Origin of the sequence: Pseudomonas putida (genome assembly GCF_001976065.1) — a bacterium.
GTDB classification, from domain to species: Bacteria; Pseudomonadota; Gammaproteobacteria; order Pseudomonadales; family Pseudomonadaceae; genus Aquipseudomonas; species Aquipseudomonas serbica.
Map to the genome: position 1 here is coordinate 138,773 of NZ_MNAH01000012.1, position 17,224 is coordinate 155,996.

The 17,224-nt window shown below is 60.3% G+C and carries 17 protein-coding genes; 4 read left to right on the forward strand and 13 right to left on the reverse strand.

The window, feature by feature from the left end; translation table 11 throughout:
- Positions 1 to 50 precede the first annotated feature (50 nt).
- From BKX96_RS29520 to BKX96_RS29535, 4 genes are all read right to left on the reverse strand, one after another.
- Positions 51 to 833, reverse strand: coding sequence for a MetQ/NlpA family ABC transporter substrate-binding protein (locus tag BKX96_RS29520; RefSeq protein ID WP_046815364.1), 783 nt, complete (start codon positions 831 to 833; stop codon positions 51 to 53).
- A 251-nt stretch (positions 834 to 1,084) separates the two neighbouring features.
- Positions 1,085 to 2,008: a sigma 54-interacting transcriptional regulator gene (locus BKX96_RS29525; RefSeq protein WP_077186181.1), complete on the reverse strand. Its 924-nt coding sequence runs from the start codon at positions 2,006 to 2,008 to the stop codon at positions 1,085 to 1,087.
- A 56-nt stretch (positions 2,009 to 2,064) separates the two neighbouring features.
- Positions 2,065 to 2,646, reverse strand: coding sequence for an alpha/beta hydrolase (locus BKX96_RS29530; protein ID WP_046815366.1), 582 nt, complete (start codon positions 2,644 to 2,646; stop codon positions 2,065 to 2,067).
- 594 nt (positions 2,647 to 3,240) lie between these two features.
- Positions 3,241 to 4,314 carry a fatty acid desaturase gene (locus BKX96_RS29535; RefSeq protein ID WP_077186182.1) on the reverse strand — a complete coding sequence of 358 codons (1,074 nt, stop codon included), beginning with the start codon at positions 4,312 to 4,314 and terminating at the stop codon, positions 3,241 to 3,243.
- Positions 4,315 to 4,414: 100 nt separating this feature from the next.
- On the opposite strand from BKX96_RS29535, the gene BKX96_RS29540 reads away from it, so the two are divergent.
- A complete protein-coding gene (locus BKX96_RS29540) occupies positions 4,415 to 5,419 on the forward strand; it encodes an AraC family transcriptional regulator (RefSeq protein WP_046815368.1) in 1,005 nt (334 codons plus the stop codon).
- Between the two features lie 15 nt (positions 5,420 to 5,434).
- Here BKX96_RS29540 and BKX96_RS29545 read toward each other — a convergent pair whose 3' ends face one another.
- Positions 5,435 to 5,800: a response regulator gene (locus BKX96_RS29545; protein ID WP_077186183.1), complete on the reverse strand. Its 366-nt coding sequence runs from the start codon at positions 5,798 to 5,800 to the stop codon at positions 5,435 to 5,437.
- 57 nt (positions 5,801 to 5,857) lie between these two features.
- Positions 5,858 to 6,544: a Crp/Fnr family transcriptional regulator gene (locus tag BKX96_RS29550; protein ID WP_046815370.1), complete on the reverse strand. Its 687-nt coding sequence runs from the start codon at positions 6,542 to 6,544 to the stop codon at positions 5,858 to 5,860.
- A gap of 84 nt (positions 6,545 to 6,628) precedes the next feature.
- Here BKX96_RS29550 and BKX96_RS29555 point away from each other — a divergent pair, with 84 nt between their 5' ends.
- Complete coding sequence (locus BKX96_RS29555; protein ID WP_046815371.1) at positions 6,629 to 7,150, forward strand: Mpo1 family 2-hydroxy fatty acid dioxygenase; 522 nt, start codon at positions 6,629 to 6,631, stop codon at positions 7,148 to 7,150.
- A gap of 89 nt (positions 7,151 to 7,239) precedes the next feature.
- On the opposite strand, the gene BKX96_RS29560 is transcribed toward BKX96_RS29555, so the two are convergent.
- The 6 genes from BKX96_RS29560 to dibA all read right to left on the reverse strand — a co-directional run bounded on the left by BKX96_RS29560 (position 7,240) and on the right by dibA (position 13,375).
- Complete coding sequence (locus BKX96_RS29560) at positions 7,240 to 8,229, reverse strand: sulfate/molybdate ABC transporter ATP-binding protein (protein ID WP_046815372.1); 990 nt, start codon at positions 8,227 to 8,229, stop codon at positions 7,240 to 7,242.
- 3 nt (positions 8,230 to 8,232) lie between these two features.
- A complete protein-coding gene (gene cysW, locus BKX96_RS29565) occupies positions 8,233 to 9,102 on the reverse strand; it encodes a sulfate ABC transporter permease subunit CysW (RefSeq protein ID WP_046815373.1) in 870 nt (289 codons plus the stop codon).
- Between the two features lie 13 nt (positions 9,103 to 9,115).
- Positions 9,116 to 9,934, reverse strand: a complete 819-nt coding sequence (gene cysT, locus BKX96_RS29570) for a sulfate ABC transporter permease subunit CysT (protein WP_034148416.1) — start codon at positions 9,932 to 9,934, stop codon at positions 9,116 to 9,118.
- A gap of 69 nt (positions 9,935 to 10,003) precedes the next feature.
- Positions 10,004 to 11,017 carry a sulfate ABC transporter substrate-binding protein gene (locus tag BKX96_RS29575; protein ID WP_077186184.1) on the reverse strand — a complete coding sequence of 338 codons (1,014 nt, stop codon included), beginning with the start codon at positions 11,015 to 11,017 and terminating at the stop codon, positions 10,004 to 10,006.
- An 80-nt stretch (positions 11,018 to 11,097) separates the two neighbouring features.
- Positions 11,098 to 11,280 carry a sulfur starvation response protein OscA gene (oscA, locus tag BKX96_RS29580; protein ID WP_007975618.1) on the reverse strand — a complete coding sequence of 61 codons (183 nt, stop codon included), beginning with the start codon at positions 11,278 to 11,280 and terminating at the stop codon, positions 11,098 to 11,100.
- A 178-nt stretch (positions 11,281 to 11,458) separates the two neighbouring features.
- On the reverse strand, positions 11,459 to 13,375 hold the full coding sequence (dibA, locus tag BKX96_RS29585) for a phosphodiesterase DibA (RefSeq protein ID WP_077186185.1): 1,917 nt from the start codon (positions 13,373 to 13,375) through the stop codon (positions 11,459 to 11,461).
- A gap of 147 nt (positions 13,376 to 13,522) precedes the next feature.
- On the opposite strand from dibA, the gene desA reads away from it, so the two are divergent.
- Together desA and BKX96_RS29595 are read left to right on the forward strand one after the other, a co-directional pair.
- Positions 13,523 to 14,707 (forward strand): delta-9 fatty acid desaturase DesA, encoded by a 1,185-nt coding sequence (gene desA / locus BKX96_RS29590; RefSeq protein WP_077186186.1) that lies wholly within the window; start codon positions 13,523 to 13,525, stop codon positions 14,705 to 14,707.
- Between the two features lie 147 nt (positions 14,708 to 14,854).
- Entirely contained in the window at positions 14,855 to 15,841 is a 987-nt protein-coding gene (locus BKX96_RS29595) for a GGDEF domain-containing protein (protein WP_077186187.1), read from the forward strand.
- 110 nt (positions 15,842 to 15,951) lie between these two features.
- On the opposite strand, the gene BKX96_RS29600 is transcribed toward BKX96_RS29595, so the two are convergent.
- Positions 15,952 to 17,166, reverse strand: coding sequence for a response regulator (locus tag BKX96_RS29600; RefSeq protein ID WP_077186188.1), 1,215 nt, complete (start codon positions 17,164 to 17,166; stop codon positions 15,952 to 15,954).
- Positions 17,167 to 17,224: the final 58 nt, after the last annotated feature.

A 17,224-nucleotide genomic window follows, 5' to 3' on the forward strand; every position in this document is an offset into this window, starting at 1 on the left:
ACGCTCTATCAGCCGTCGGCGTTGGAAACCTTACGGGTTTACCTCGCGAATCAGAACGCCGGCAGTACCGCGCCGCTGTACTTCTTCTCGATGAAGGCTTTCACTTCCGGGCTGGTCAATGCCTTGGCCAGTTTCTGGATGGCGGCGCTGTCCTTGTTGTCAGGGCGAGCTACCAGGAAGTTCACGTATGGGGAATCCGAACCTTCAATGATCAGCGCGTCTTTCGCCGGGTTCAGGCCTGCTTCCAACGCGTAGTTGGTGTTGATCATGTCCAGGTCGACCTGATCCAGCACACGCGGCAACATGGCCGACTCAAGCTCCTTGAACTTGAAGTTGTGTGGGTTCTTGGCGATGTCCTTTGGCGTGGACACGGCGTTTTTCGGATCTTTCAACTCGATCAGGCCAGCCTTCTGCAGCAGGATCAGGGCACGGCCGCTGTTGCTGCCTTCGTTGGGGATGGCAATGGTCGCGCCGTCCTTGAGCTCGGCCAGGGTTTTGACTTTCTTCGAGTAGCCGCCGAACGGTTCAACGTGCACGCCGATCACGGTCACCAGATTGGTGCCTTTGCCTTCGTTGAAGCTTTTCAGGTACGGCAGGGTCTGGAAGAAGTTGGCGTCCAGACGCTTCTGGTCGACCTGTACGTTTGGCTGAACGTAGTCGGTGAAGACCTTGATATCCAGGTCCACGCCTTCTTTGGCGAGGGTTGGCTTGATCAGTTCAAGAATCTCGGCGTGTGGAACCGGGGTCGCCGCCACCACCAGTTTCTCGCCAGCCTGGGCCAGGCCCGCAGTCAGGGCAGCCGCCAGTGCGGTGAACAACAGAACCTTTTTCATGCAGTGTCCTTATCGAAAATCACGGTCGCTTGTGGCGACGGCTAGATATTTAAGTGCCAGTGAAGTGCTATCGCTGGCGTGACGCGGACAATACCGGGATTTTTTATTCCCGAACAATATCTTTTATTCACTTTCATATTCCATTTTGTTCATACAACTCTAGCCCACGCATTCAACTGTAGGAACTGGCTTGCCGGCGATGGCGTCCCTCCAGAAAAGCCGCGTTGGCCCAATCGCGAGCAAGCGCGCTCCTACTGGAGGGCGGTGTTTTTCAGGAGTTGTTTCAGAGCTTCTTTTTCGGCGGCGGAGCCGTTGTCGAGAATCTGTTGAAGTTGCCGTTCGATTTGCGCCAAACCTTCATTGGGCAAATTCAAATGCTCAGCCAGGATCTCGTCGCCAGTACTCACCAACAGCGCAAAATGAATGACGTTTTCCAACTCCCGGGTATTGCCCGGCCAGCTGTGTCGCTCCAACACCGCTTGCGCGGCCTCGCTGATCAGTGGCACGGGCAGGTTCAGGCGCTGGCTGTAGATGCCGAGGAAATATTCGGCCAGGGACAGGATGTCGCCCACCCGCTCGCGCAGGGCCGGCAGTTCGAGCTGGCCTTCGCTGAGGTAGTGGTAGAGCCGCTCATGGAATTTACCGGCGGCCACCGCCTGGGCCAGGTCGATGCTGGTGGCGGCGACCAGGCGCACGTCCACCGGGCTGGGTTGGTGCGAGCCGACGCGGGTCACTTCGTGGTTTTCCAGGGCAGCGAGCAATTTGATCTGGATCGGCAGCGGCAGGTCGCCGATTTCATCGAGGTACAAAGTACCGCCGTTGGCTGAACCGAACCAACCCGCGCGGCTGCTGGCCGACCCGCTATAACTGCCGGCGGCATAGCCGAACAATTCGGCATCGGCGTAGGTCGGGCTTATCGCGCCGCAATTGACCGACACGAACAAGCCACCCCGATCACTGGCGCGATGGATGTGCCGCGCCAACAGCTCCTTGCCGCTGCCGGTTTCACCACGTATCAGCACCGAGATTGAGCGCGGCGCCAGTTGCTCCAGCTCCTGGCGCAACTGCCGCGAGCGTGGATCGACAAATACCAGCGCCTTGGCACGGATACTCAGGGGACTTTTTTCTGCGTCGGGAAAGGTCAGCAGCGGCTGGCCAAAGGTTTCAAAGCTCATGGCAGGCTCCCGCCCAAGACCGCCAAAGGACGGGGGCGTTGAAAAAAACAAAATGTTCAGGCGCGGCGCAGGGCGTGGTGTTCCATGCGGTTTTGCAGACGATAGAGGTAGGCAAAACCCTGCTCCCAACGCTGATGACCCGACTTCACATTGATGTGCCCGGCACCCGCCAGGATCCCCGCTTCCGCGCCCCAGTTACGCGCCAGCTCCAGGGCCCGCGGCGCGCTGACGGCGCTGTCGTTGTCGGAGCCGACGACCTGGCTGGGAAACGGCAACAGATCGGTTGGAATCGGTGCGAAATTGCGCAGGGCTGGCGCGCAGGCCGGGCGCTCGACGTCCGCTGGCGCGACCAGCAAGGCGCCACGCACCTGACGGAGGAATTGCACGGGCGCTGTCGCCGCCCAATGCGCGACGGTAATGCAGCCAAGGCTGTGGGCGATCAGGATGACCGGGGTACTGTCGGCGGCAATCGCCTCGGCCAGTGCCGCGACCCAGTCTTCTCGACGCGGCGTCAGCCAGTCGGCCTGCTCCACCCGTGCGCTGTTCGGCAGGCTGTTCTGCCAATGACTTTGCCAATGATCTTCCGGCGATCCTTGCCAGCCCGGCACAATCAGGTAGCGAATGGATTCGTTGCGCATGGGGGAAGCTCTCCTGCTGCGTGTCTGTTCCTGGTCGAGTATAGGGACGGGATTTATATTCGTTAAGGAATAAGAAGCTATTTATTAAGACCTATATCGAATATGCAACAAGCTAACCTGTAGGAGCTGGCTTGCCAGCGAAGGCGTCGTGCCTGACACACCGCTTTCGCTGGCAAGCCAGCTCCTACAGGGGTGATGTGTTTGACAGAAATAAAAAAAGGGCCGCACCCTGCCAAGGAGACGGCCCCGGAAAAACTCAAACCTGTTAGCGTGCGATGATCACCGACAACATGGTGAACTCCTCGTGTAAACGTTTCGCGCTAAACTGGTGTCGGTTTAATGAATCTTGAAATCGACGGGCACGCTGACCCAACCGTCCCTGGACATCGCCCTGGCGGGCACGAAACTCCGCCGTTCACAGCGCCAGGTCAGACCGGGATGATTTTTAGTGAGTCGCCGTTTCAGCCGGATTAGTAGTGACTGAACTACCGCTTTCGCGAGCAGGCTCGCTCCCACAGTGGTTCTTGGTTGTTCACAGATTTTGTGTTCACTGAAAATCAAACTGTGGGAGCGAGCCTGCTCGCGAAGAGGCCATCAGGCGCGCGCACCCTCTACGGTTTCACCTTGAACTTCCTCCCCGCGCACAAACCGATTGGCCCGCGCAAACGTCCCGAAATCATTGAACCGCACGCCCATTTCACGCATCACCTTATGCGCCACCGGCACGGTCATCTGGCGGATGTAGAACGGTTCCTTCACCACAAAGTGGTGGATGCCGTGGCTGCTTCCGAAGTTGAAGCAGAACGCCTGCAACGGCCACAGCCACCAGGCGTTCAGTACCTGGCACTGCTGCATCACATTGCCCGGCTCGATGTCGCCGTAGTAGTGCATGTTGGAGCTGATGAAATGCAGGCAGAACGTCCGCAGCACGTTCGGCCCGATGATCACCACTGCGGCGATATCGATCACGTTCATCACCGACAGCGTGGTCGCCGACCACTCGATCGGCGTGCCCGTCAGGTAGGCGATGCCGTTCGCGGCGTGGAAGCCGAGAAACACGTACCACGCGCCCCAGTGCAGCAGCGCCAGCGGTGCGTAGACCTTCAGCGTGCGCTGGATGATGCTGAACTTGTGCGCCCAGGTTTTGGCCCGGAGCATGCGGATGAACGCCGACATGATGTTGTCGCCAATCATCAACAACCGCGCGAATCCCCAAGGCTCGCCGTTGGTGATGGCGCGTTCTTCCATGTCGGTCTCGGTGCCGGACACCTTGTGGTGATTGAGGTGCAGGTGACGACGAATCCATGGATTGATTGTGCTCGGACGCGCCAGCCAGACCAGGCCCATCATCAGGTTGTGCGGCACCCGCTGCTTGCGAAAGTACATGCTGTGAATCAGGTCGTGCTCGAGTTCGTGGGTCAAGGAAGCGAAAAATGCGTTGAGCAGCAAACACACCCACCACGCCATGTAACCCTCGATGTAGAGCGCCGCCGAACCGATCATGCCGACCAGTGCGAAGGCCAGAATGCCTGCGCCCAACGCGTCCTGATGATTGAGAACCGGGTAGCGCTGGCGCAGTTCGACGCCCTTGGCCAGCACCACTTGGCGAATATGTGCAGATCGCTGAGCAGCATTCAGTCGCTGGGGACTTGCAGAAGTACCTTGCATGCTTCCATCCTCTGGTTATTGATGTTCGCATCCTGCCCGCTTCACATGCCTGGAGCGGTAGCCGAGAACGCCAACCTGTTGACCGGAAGCGCCAACCAGCATGACTGAACCGACCTCCCTCGCCAGCTGGACTCGCGCCCTGCGCAAGCAACTCGACGCACTGGGCCTCGACAGCACTGCCCTGTGCCAGCAAGCCGGGCTCGACCCGCAACTGATGGACGACCCGAACGCCCGTTATCCGTTGTCCGGTACCACGCGCCTGTGGGAAATCGCGGTACAGGTCAGCGGCGACCCGGCGATCGGCTTGCGGGTGTCGCGCTTCGTCAGCCCCACCACCTTTCATGCGCTCGGTTATGCGCTGGTGGCCAGCGGCAGCTTGCGGGAAGTGTTCGAGCGCATCGTGCGGTATCACCAGGTGGTCAGTGACGCCCTGGAACTGGAGCTGACCCGCACCGATGACCGCTACTGTTTCCACCTGAGAATTCCGCCAGGCAACCCGGCCCCAGCCTTCGAAGCCATCGACGCCTTCGTGGCGATTTATGTGCGCACCTGCCGCAACCGCCTGGGCCGCGACTATGCCCCGCTGGCGGTGTACTTGCGGCGCCCGGAGCCGGCGGACCCGCATCAATGGCACAAGGTCTTTCGCTCTCCGGTGTATTTCGCCACCGGGGAGGACCGGTTGGAATTCGCGCTGTCGGACTTTGACAGTCACCTGGACGACGCCAACCCGGAACTGGCCGAACACAACGAAGCCGTGCTCAACCGCACACTGGCGCAACTCAAGCCGCTGACCTGGGAGCGCAAGGTCCGCGACGCCATAGAAGAACAATTGCCGGAAGGCGAACCCAGTGCCGAACACATCGCCAAGGCCCTGCACCTGAGCCTGCGCAGCCTGCAACGGCATTTGGCGGATGAGGGTTGTCGGTTCGATACGCTGCTCAACGAAAGCCGCGAAAACCTGGCGTTGCTGCACCTGCGCGATCCGCAATGCTCGTTGAGCGAGATCAGCTACTTGCTGGGGTTTGCCGACACCAGCAGTTTCAGCCGCGCGTTCAAGCGCTGGACGGGGATGACACCGGGGCAGTTCCGGGATGGGTTGCGCTGACAGATCCGAAGGATCTCAGCGCCCCTGCCCCCGCCGCAACAACTTGCGCACCCGCGCCACCAGCTCACTCACGGCAAACGGCTTGAGCAGGTAATCATCCTCGTGCAACTCCAGCCCGCGCAGGCGATCCTCGATACCATCTCGGGTGGTGAGCAGGAGCACTGGCGTCTCACCGAGCTTGCGGATCTGTTGCAGCAGCTGCCAACCATTAAGCCCCGGCAGCATGACGTCGAGGATGATCAGTTCATATTTGCCCGCCTCGATAAAGCGCCGACCGTCCATACCGTTGAACGCCACATCGACCGCATAGCTCGCTTCGCTCAGGCCATCGGCCAAATGCCGGGCAAGTCCGGGTTCGTCTTCCACTAGCAATACACGCATGGCACACCTCGATTGTCGTTCCGACAGGCTAGGCGCGTTTGCGGCTAAAGCCCACCCTTAAACGGCAATCAACGCCCGCAACCGTTGCACATCGAGGATTTCGATCTCGCCATATCCCAGCTTCAACATCCCTTGCCCCTGCAAATCCTTGAGGATCTGGTTGGTGGTCTGCCGGGATAGCGACAACATCGAAGCAAGCTGCTCTTGCGGCAGTTGCAGGACGCGGCGGGGTTCGTCGATTTCGCCGTAACCTTCGGCGATCATCAGCAAGCGATGGGCCAGGCGCATCGGCGCCGGCATCAGGCTCAGCTGTTCGAGATTGATGAAGGTCAGGCGCAGTTTCTGACTCATCAGCAGCGCCAGTTGCCGCCAATGCACCGGCTGCTCATCGAGCAACGCGAGCAGGGCGATTTGCGGGATGTGCAGCAACGTGCACGGGCCCAGGCCAAAGGCGTCGTGGGTACGCGCCTGGCCATCGAACAGGCAGATTTCGCCAAACCAGTGCGGCGCCTCCACCAGGCTCAACAACGCCTCTTTGCCCTGTTCGTTCACCGCTCCGATACGCACCGCGCCTTCGAGCACCGCGTACAGGCCACAGGGCGGATCGCCACGCTGGAACAAGCGCTGGCCGGCTGATAAGCGCCGCACCCTGGCAACGGCCAGCAGACTATCCTGTAGAGAAACAGGTAAATGGCTGAACCACTGACCGCGTAACAGGCGTGGTCGCCAGACCTGCATATCCATGAAAACTCCTAGAGATTGTCGCCTGGCTGACAGAGCCATGAATGGCCCCGGGGCATGATCGCTCACCCTACAGGAGGAATAACAATGAAAAAAAGCCTCGTTGACCATCTCAGTCAATACGCCGCCTACCACCGTGATCCGCGCAACATCGCTACCCACTTCATCGGCATTCCGCTGATCGTGGTGGCGGTGGCGGTGTTGCTGTCTCGTCCGCAATGGGCGGGGGGCTGGCTTTCACCCGCGGTACTGGTCGCGCTGGCATCGGCGTGGTTCTACCTGCGCCTGGAGTTGCGCCTTGGGCTGTTGATGACGGTGTTGCTGGGGCTGTGCATTTGGGCAGGCCAGGTTTTGGCACAGCAAAGCACGCTGGTCTGGTTGAGCAGCGGCGTGGCGATGTTCGTGATTGGCTGGGCGATCCAGTTTGTTGGTCACCACTACGAAGGACGCAAACCGGCGTTCGTCGATGATGTGACGGGGTTGATTGTCGGGCCGTTGTTTGTGGTGGTAGAGCTGGCGTTTTTGCTGGGGTTGCGACGGGTGCTGAAAGAGCAGATCGAGGCGCGGGCGGGCGGGGTGCGGGTCAATCCAAACAAAGCGGCGGCCTGAACGGATATGTAGGCGCTGGCTTGCCGGCGAAAGCGGTGTGTATGACACACCGCGTCATCGTTGATCGCTGGCAAGCCAGCTCCTACAGGTTAGATGTTGGCGACCTTCTGCCAGACCTTCGGCTTGAAGAACAGTGTCTCGCCCTTGGCCAGTCCGATCAGGCTGTCGTGATCCTTGACCACTTCGGCTTCGATCAGATCATTCTGGCCTTCGACCTTCAGCGTCACCCGCGTCGTGGCGCCCAACGGACGGATATCGCGCACTTGCGCCGCATGGTGATCTTCCAGCTCATGCCGCGACAGCGACACCTCGTGCGGGCGGAACAGCACGTGATTGTCCTCGCCCAGGTGCAGGCGGTTCGAATCGCCGAGGAAGTGATAAACGAAATCGCTGGCCGGGTTTTCGTAGACGTCACCCGGTGCGCCGATCTGCTCGATCACGCCCTTGTTCATCACCACGATGCGGTCGGCAACTTCCATCGCCTCTTCCTGGTCGTGGGTCACGAATACCGACGTCAGGTTGATGTCTTCATGCAGGCGCGCCAGCCAGCGACGCAGCTCCTTGCGGACCTTGGCGTCGAGGGCGCCAAAGGGCTCATCGAGCAGCAGCACTTTAGGCTCCACCGCCAAGGCACGGGCCAGGGCGATGCGCTGGCGCTGACCACCGGAAAGCTGTTCCGGATAGCGATCCGCTAACCAATCCAGCTGCACCATGTTCAGCAACTCGTGCACCTTGGTGGCGATCTGGCTTTCGCTCGGGCGCTGTTTTTTCGGCTTCATGCGCAGGCCGAACGCAACGTTGTCGAACACCGTCATGTGGCGGAACAAGGCGTAGTGCTGGAACACGAAACCGACGTTGCGATCACGCACGTCGTGGCCGGAAACGTCTTCACCGTGGAACACGATATTGCCCTGGTCCGGGGTTTCCAGGCCAGCGATGATCCGCAGCAACGTGGTCTTGCCGCAGCCCGACGGGCCGAGCAACGCGACCAGTTCGCCGCTCTGGATGTCCAGGCTGATGTTGTCCAGCGCCTTGAACGCATTGAAATTCTTGCTGACGTTACGCACTTCGATCGACATGAATTATTCCTCCGCGGCGCTGGCGCGCAGGCGGTTGATACGGTTTTCGCTCCACTGCTTGAGCAGCAGGATGAAGAGCGCCAGGATCAGCAACAGGCTCGCCACGGCGAACGCGGCCACGTGGTTGTATTCGTTGTAGAGGATCTCGACGTGCAGCGGCAAGGTGTTGGTCACCCCGCGAATGTGCCCGGAAACCACCGACACCGCACCGAATTCACCCATGGCCCGCGCGGTGCAGAGCACCACGCCGTAGATCAGGCCCCATTTGATGTTGGGTACGGTGACGTGCCAGAACATCTGCCAGCCATTGGCCCCGAGCAGGCGCGCGGCCTCCTCTTCCTGGGTGCCCTGCTCCTGCATCAGCGGGATCAGTTCACGGGCCACGAACGGTACGGTGACGAAAATCGTCGCCAGCACGATGCCTGGCAAGGCGAAGACGATCTGGATGTCGTGGTCCGAAAGCCACGGGCCGAACAGCCCCTGGGCGCCGAACATCAACACATAGACCAGGCCGGCGATGACCGGCGATACCGAGAACGGCAGGTCGATCAGGGTCACCAGCATACTTTTGCCGCGGAACGTGTACTTGCTCACGCACCAGGCGGCACTGACGCCGAACACCAGGTTCAACGGCACGGAGATCAGTACGGCGATGACCGTGAGCTTCAGTGCCGACAGCGCGTCCGGCTCGAAGATCGCGCTGAAAAACGCCCCGAGGCCGAGCTTCAGCCCTTGAGACACCACGATGAACAGCGGCAACAACAGGAACAGCGCAAAAATCAGCCAGCCAAGGCCGATCAGGATTCGCCGCGAAGTCGCACTGCCACGACGGGCAGCGTTCGAGGAAGCGGCAGCAATAGACGATTGGGACATTGTTCGCGCCTCCTTATGGGGTTTCGATGCGCCGCTGCAGCAAGTTGATCAGCAGCAACAGAATGAAGGAAACCACCAGCATCAGCACACCAATGGAGGTAGCGCCCGTGTAATCGTACTGGTCGAGCTTGACCATGATCAGCAGCGGCAGGATCTCGGTTTTCATCGGCATGTTGCCGGCGATGAAAATCACCGAACCGTACTCGCCGACTCCACGGGCAAAGGCCAGGGCGAAACCGGTCAACCAGGCAGGCAACAGGGCCGGCACCAGGATGTGACGGAACACCTGCAAAGGTTTTGCGCCCAGGCACGCCGCTGCTTCTTCCACTTCACGGGGAATATCGGCCAGCACCGGTTGTACAGTACGTACCACGAATGGAAGTGTCACAAAAGTAAGGGCAAGGGTGATGCCCAGGGGGGTGTAGGCGATCTTGAATCCCAGATCCGCTGCAAACTGACCCACCAGGCCGGTGGGGGTGTATAACGCGGTCAGCGCAATGCCGGCCACGGCGGTGGGCAATGCGAAGGGCAAGTCGATCATGGCATCGATGATCTTGCGTCCAGGGAAGGTATAGCGCACCAGCACCCAGGCGAGCAGCGTGCCGATTATGCCGTTGATGATGGCGGCATACAGGGCGGTGCCGAAGCTCAGCTTCAAGGCCGCCAGCACCCGTGGCGCCGAGATGATTGCCCAGAACTGATCCCAGGTGAGTTGAGCGGCATGCACGAACATCGCCGCCAGTGGTATGAGCACAATCAGGCTGAGGTACACCAAGGTGTAGCCCAGCGTCAGCCCGAAGCCGGGTATGACGGGGGAGATACGACGCGACATAAAAGTCCTTGGTTGAGAATGCACTAAGCCTCGAATCGCGATTCGAGGCTCCTTGATGGCGATTTAAGATTACTGCGCCTGGTAGATCTGGTCGAATACGCCGCCGTCGTTGAAGAATTTCGGCTGCGCGGTTTTCCAGCCGCCGAAGTCTTTGTCGATGGTGACCAGGTCCAGTTTCGGGAACTGTTGGGCGTATCTGGAAGCAACTTCCTTGTCACGTGGACGATAGAAGTTTTTCGCCGCGATTTCCTGGCCAGCTGGGCTATACAGGTGCTGGAGGTAGGCTTCGGCGATCTGCTCATTGCCCTTTTTCGCGGCGTTCTTGTCGACCACGGCCACTGGCGGCTCGGCCAGGATAGACAGCGAAGGCACGACGATCTCGAACTTGTCGGCACCGCCATCTTCTTTCAGCGCCAGGAACGCTTCATTTTCCCAGGCCAGCAACACATCACCCTGACCGTTGTTGACGAAGGTAATGGTCGAACCGCGTGCCCCGGTGTCCAGCACAGGCACGTGCTTGAACAGGGTTTGCACGTATTCCTTGGCCTTGGCTTCGTCACCGCCGTTGGCTTTGAGACCATAGGCCCAGGCAGCGAGGAAATTCCAACGTGCACCGCCGGAGGTTTTCGGGTTCGGCGTAATCACCGAAACGTCGTTCTTGACCAGATCGCCCCAGTCCTTGATGCCTTTAGGGTTGCCCTTGCGCACCAGGAACACGATGGTCGAGGTGTACGGCGTACTGGCTTCCGGCAGACGCTTCTGCCAGTCGGCCGGCAGGGTCTTGCCGAGCTTGGCGATTTCGTCGATGTCACCGGCCAGGGCCAGGGTCACTACGTCAGCGCGCAGGCCGTCGATCACCGCTCGGCCCTGCTTGCCGGAGCCACCATGGGACTGCTGGATTTTCACGCTGTCGCCGGCGTGGTCCTTCTGCCAGAACTTGATGAACTCGGCGTTGTAGTCCTGGTACAACTCGCGGGTCGGGTCGTACGACACGTTGAGCAGTTCGTAATCCTTGGCAACCGCGGAACCGGCAAACAGGGCACTGGCCAAGGCGGCCAAAGCGAAATGACGAATCGACGACATGGTGAAAGCTCCTGGAATTCTAATTGTGTTGGCTGGTTCTTATGGATTTCTGGGATCGCGGTGTCGGTTCAAAGCTCGCTTCAGCCCGGTTTGTTGCCCGGCTGCTGCAAGCGGAATTTTTCCTTGCGTTCGATCTGGACCACCTGGGCGTTGTGCACGGTGATTTCCACTGCGCCAAAGCGCAGGTCGCGCAGGGCGCTCTGGATTTCGCGCAGGATGGTTGCTTCGTCCTGGCCGTCAACGCTACGTAGAGATGCGCTCATGGTGCTGTTCCTTCGACTGAGAGGTTGCCTGGCAGTGGCGGCACTGCTTGCGGCGTGAGACCAATAGTAGAGAGGCGCAGATATTCTTAAAAAGACTATTTAAGAATGTTTATATAACCAGAAGACTCAGATGACGCAGAGCGTCACTTGGTGCGTTCCCACGCGGAGTGTGGGAACGTCAGATGACGGGGGTTCGGGTCCAATCCAGCTCCGCTACCGGCACCGGCCGCCCGAACCAGTAGCCCTGCCCCAGATGAGTGCCGTGATCGAGCAGGAACGCCGCCTGTTCGACCTGCTCGATGCCCTCGGCTTGCACCTGCATGCCCATGCTCTGCGCCAGGGCGATGATGACCCGCACAATGGCCGCGTCATCCTCGTCTCTCGGCAATCCGGCGACAAAGCCCTGGTCGATCTTGAGTTTCTGTACCGGTAAACGCTTGAGCCGCAACAGCGACGAATAACCGGTGCCGAAATCATCGATGGCCAGTTGCACACCCAATTCACGAAGCCGGTGCATTTGCTCAAGCGCGACCTCGGGATCCTCCATCACCGCGCTCTCGGTGACTTCCAGCTCCAGGCAGGCCGGGTCCAGGCCGGTTTCGCGCAGTATCTGCGCAACTTGTTGGTACAGCTCGCGGCCGGCGAACAGGCGCGACGATACATTCACCGCGACAAACGACAACACCACGCCCGCCTGTTGCCACTGGCACATCTGCTGACAGGCCTGGCGCATCACCCAGGCGTCGATCCGGGCGATCAGCCCCGTCCGCTCGGCCACCGGGATGAATTGCGCGGGCGGTACCAGGCCACGCTGCGGATGCTCCCAGCGCACCAGCGCCTCGACGCCGATCAGGCGACAAGTCTTGAGATCGTGGACAGGCTGGTAAAACACGCGCAGCTCGTCTTGCTCCAGGGCCCTGCGCAGATCAGAGGCGGTCTCGACCCGCTGCCGGGCATGGGCCGTCAACTCTTCGGTGTAAAGGGCATAGCCATCACGTCCGCCGCTCTTGGCCTTGAACAGCGCCGAATCGGCGTTGCGCAACAACTGCTCGGCACTCATGGCGTCGCTGGGGAAAAGACTGATACCGATGCTGGCGTTGATGAACAGCCGATGCCCGTGAATATCGAAGGGCTCCTTGAGGCCCTCAATGATCCGCTGGGCCAGCGCCGCCGCCTGCATCAGTTGTGGACAACTTTCGGCCAGCACGGCGAACTCGTCGCCCCCGAGGCGCGCCAAGGTAATTCCGGGATCGAAAATGGCTCCCAAACGTTCGGCCACCGCCTTGAGCACTTGGTCACCCAGCGCGTGCCCGAAACTGTCGTTGATCATCACGAAGTGATCCAGATCGATGATCAGCAACGCGCAACCCCGCTTGTGCAGCTGCGCCGATGCCAGGGCCTGGGTGGCGCGGTCGGTGAACAGCAGGCGATTGGGCAGGCCGGTGAGCGGATCGTGATGCGCCAGGTGCCTCAACTCGTGTTCCGAGTCCTTGATAGCGCTGATATCAGAGAACACCGCCACAAAATGACTGCGATGCCCATGGTCGTCGTGAATGATGCGAATGGTCTGCCATTGCGGGTAGATTTCCCCGCTTTTGCGGCGGTTCCAGATTTCCCCGCTCCACTCGCCGACGCTGTTGAGGGTGGCGAACATCGCCTGATAGAAAGCCGGCGGATGATGACCTGACTTGAACAGACTGGGCTGACGCCCCAGCACTTCTTCACGCTGATAGCCGGTGATCGACATGAAGGCGCGGTTCACATGGACGATCAGCCCTTGGGCATCTGTGACCAGCACGCCTTCACGGGTGCAATCAAACACGGCCGCCGCCTGGCGCAGACGCTCACGATCTTCTCTTCGTTCAGGCAATTTCTCGCCTACAGCCTGGCCACGTGACAAGCGGGCCCGGGCCATGAAGATCAAGCCGGCGCTCAACACCACCCAGGCATAACCGTTGATCAGTTGCCAGTGTAAGCGCTCGGCCGAATCATCGAATAAACTGCTCAATAAAAAGCCACTCAGCTGCATCCAGACCACGGAAATCAACAGGTAGAGCAGCGCTGCGCGTACGGCATCGCGATAGCTGGCAGACATAAGGCTGTCCATGTCCCTACGGAAAAGTCGGGATTATAGTTTAAAGACACATCCTGCCACTCTTATCTGAAAGGGCGACTGGTTTTATCTGTCCGCTTAGTGATAATGCATCGGCTGTTTTTTTCTTTTTCGAGGGCCCTATAGCCTATGTGGTACCAAGGTTTTCTCGGCTTGTCGCCCTGGTCTCTGGTGGCAGTCACCCTGCTGATGACCCACGTCACGATCATCGGCGTCACGGTCTATCTGCACCGTTACTCAGCCCATCGCTCACTTGAGCTGAATGCTGGCCTGAAACATTTCTTCCGCTTCTGGCTGTGGCTGACCACGGCGCAGAACACCCGCGAGTGGACTGCCATCCACCGCAAGCACCACGCCAAGTGCGAAACGGTCGACGACCCGCACAGCCCGGTGATCAAGGGTTTGTCCACCGTACTGCGCAAAGGCGCCGAGCTGTACCGCGCCGAAGCGGAAAACCCCGAGACCCTGCGCATCTACGGCAAGAACTGCCCGGATGACTGGATCGAACGCAACGTCTACACCCGTTTTCCACTGCTGGGCGTGGCGATCATGGGCGTTATCGACCTGCTGCTGTTCGGCACCATCGGCATCACCATCTGGGCCATCCAGATGATGTGGATCCCGGTGTGGGCTGCTGGCGTCGTCAATGGCCTGGGCCATGCCGTCGGCTACCGCAACTTCGAGTGCCGCGATGCGGCGACCAACCTGGTGCCGTGGGGCATCCTGATCGGTGGCGAAGAGCTGCATAACAACCATCACACCTACCCTAACTCGGCAAAGCTGTCGGTGAAGAAGTGGGAGTTCGACCTGGGCTGGGCCTGGATCCAGGTGTTCAGCTTCCTGCGCCTGGCCAAGGTCCAGCGGGTCGCGCCCATTGCCCACCGTGTCGAAGGCAAGGGCCACCTGGACATGGACACCGCCATGGCGATCCTCAACAACCGCTTCCAGATCATGGCCCAGTACCGCAAGCTGGTGATCGGGCCGCTGGTCAAGCAAGAACTGGAAAAGGTCGATCACTCGGTCCGCCACCAGTTCCACCGTGCCAAGGGTTTGCTCTCGCGGGAAACCAGCCTGCTGGACGACAAGCACCACGTTCGCATCCAGAACATGCTCGAACACAGCCAGGCGCTGAAGGTCATCTACGAGAAACGCCTGGCCTTGCAGCAGATCTGGGTCAAGACCAGCTCAAATGGCCACGACATGCTCGCCGCCATCAAGGACTGGGTACACGAAGCGGAAGCCAGCGGGATTCAATCCCTGCGTGACTTCGCCGATCAGTTGAAAACCTATTCCCTGCGCCCAAGCGCCGCCTGACACCGTTGATCGGTGCGCCCTTTCTTCAGGGCGCACCCTTCGGAACTTCGCTGCAAATCCCTTATCTCAAAGTCACTTCGCCATCCAGGCGGGCTTCGCCGTGGCCGCTTCGACCTTGAGCGGCGCACCCCTTTGAGATCTGTGCCGATGGTCAATAATCAACAAGACTCATCACCCATGCAGTGGCCCGAGGCCGCGCAAACCCTGATGGCGCTGATGCACGCCCAAGGCGAGGTGGCGCGCCTGAGCGAACGTGAACAGCTGTTCAGCACCTTGCTGGTGAGCGTCAACGCAGTGCTGTGGGCATTCAATTGGGAAACCCGCCAGGTGCTGTATGTCAGCCCCGCCTATGAACGGATTTTCGGCCGCAGTGCCGACCTGTTGTTGGCCGACTACAACCAATGGCGCGACAGCATTTACCCCGACGACCTTGAATACGCCGAGCACAGCCTGGCGGACGTGCTGGTCAAGGGTGCCGTCGAAGACCGCGAGTACCGGATCATTACCGCCGACGGTCAGTTGCGCTGGCTCAGCGACAAGTGTTTCATCAACCGCCAGGCCGAGCCTGGGCAGCCGGTGATCATTGTCGGCATCGCCGAAGACATCACCGACAAGAAGCAGTTGGAGACCGAACTGCAACGGCTGGCGACAACCGACGCCCTGACCCGCAGCAGCAACCGCCGGCATTTTTTCGAGGGTGCCGAGCAAGAATTCGAACAGGCGCGACAACAGGGCACGCCGCTCTCGTTTCTCATGCTGGACATCGATGACTTCAAGGTCATCAACGACACCTACGGCCATCAGGAAGGCGATAACGTGCTCCAGCGCATTGCCGACAGTGGCCGTGCGGCATTGCGGCGCGGCGATCTGTTCGGGCGCATTGGCGGCGAGGAATTCGCCGCTGTGTTCCCCGGCTGCACGCCAGAGATGGCCCTGCAAGTGGCTGAGCGCGTGCAACGGGAGATTCAGGGCTTGAGCTTCAACCATGACGGCCATACGTTCGGCATCACCGTCAGCCAGGGCCTGACCAGCCTTACGGCCGAGGATGCAAGTTTGGAAAGCCTGTTTGCCCGGGCGGATGCCGCGATGTACGAGGCCAAGCGCCAGGGCAAGAACCGGATCATCAGCGCTTGAACGGCACGCCCCTCTGTAGGAGCTGGCTTGCCAGCGAAAGCGGTGTACCTGACTCACCGAGTCGCCTGGATTCGCTGGCAGGCCAGCTCCTACAGAGGGCGTCGCAAGGCTTATTTCTTGCGCATCCGTACCAACTCCGGCAAGCCGATCTTCAGCAGCCGCGCCGTGCGGCTCTTGGCCAGGTCCTCAACACCCTCATGCTCGGTCAGGCGCGCCAGTTGTGCCGCCATGTTCATCACCAGGGCTTCTCGGGAGTAAACCCCGCCGCCGAGCTGGTAAGCGGCCGCAATCAGCTGCCGCAGCTCCAGCGGCAGACGCCAGCGGGTGCGCAACGCCGAACCGTAGGCGGCACTGAACTCCGCCAGCGCCTCGCCCACTTGCTCCTGATCGTCCAGTTCGCCACCAGCCTGTTTCCATTCCTGCAAGCAACGCAACAACGCCAGGTCGCCCAGACGATGCAGCATGCCGGCGCAGTAGCAGCGCGCCTGATCCAGGTCCAGCAAGCGCGCCAGCGTTCGCGCGTACTCAGCGGTGTGTAGCGACAGATCCCAGTAACGCTCGGCATAGTCCGCCAGCTGCGGGTCGCTTAGCCGCGCACTGCGCTTGAGCGTCAGGCCCAGAATCAGGTTCATGCTTTGCCCGGTGCCCAATCGGTGCAGGGCCTGGGACAGGGTTTGCACGGCGGTACCATGGTGCTGGGCGGCGCTGTTGGCGGCGGCGATCAGCACGGCGGTTACTTGTGGATCGGTGCGGATTTCGTCCTCAAGCACCGTCAAATCCAGGCCGTTGGGGTTGAGGCTGCGCTTGACCGCCACTTGCACGTCCGTCATCAGCGGCGCGCCTTCCGCCAGTTCACGACGACGCTCAAGGAATACCGGCAAGGTCATGCCCGGCGCCAGCGCCGGTACCTCGCACAATACCTCTTCCCCGGCGTTCAGCAGCAAAACCTGCAAGCGCTGGGTCAGGCTCTCCATGTTCAGGGGTTTGGTCAGATACGCAGCGGGGGCCAGCGGCAAGGCCTCACGCACGCTCGCACTGTCGTTGCGGCTGCTCATCAGGATGAACGGCAACGGTGGATTGCGCTTGCGCTGACGCACACTGCGCAACACATTCAGGCCATTGACGCCAGGCAACTCCCAGTCGGCGATGACCAGGTCGTAGGGGTTGGACGCCAGCAACTCCATCGCCTGCTGGCCATCGGCGCACAAGTCCAGCCGCGCATCGCAGCGAACGTTCAACAACACTTCCTTGAGCAGATCGCGGGACCAGGGGTCGGCCTCGGCGATCAATACTCTCGGAATCGCGGGTAAAATGACGACTGTCATACAGCTCTCCCTGGCAATGCGTAAACCTTAAGCCAAAGCCGGCTATCGGATACAGCGC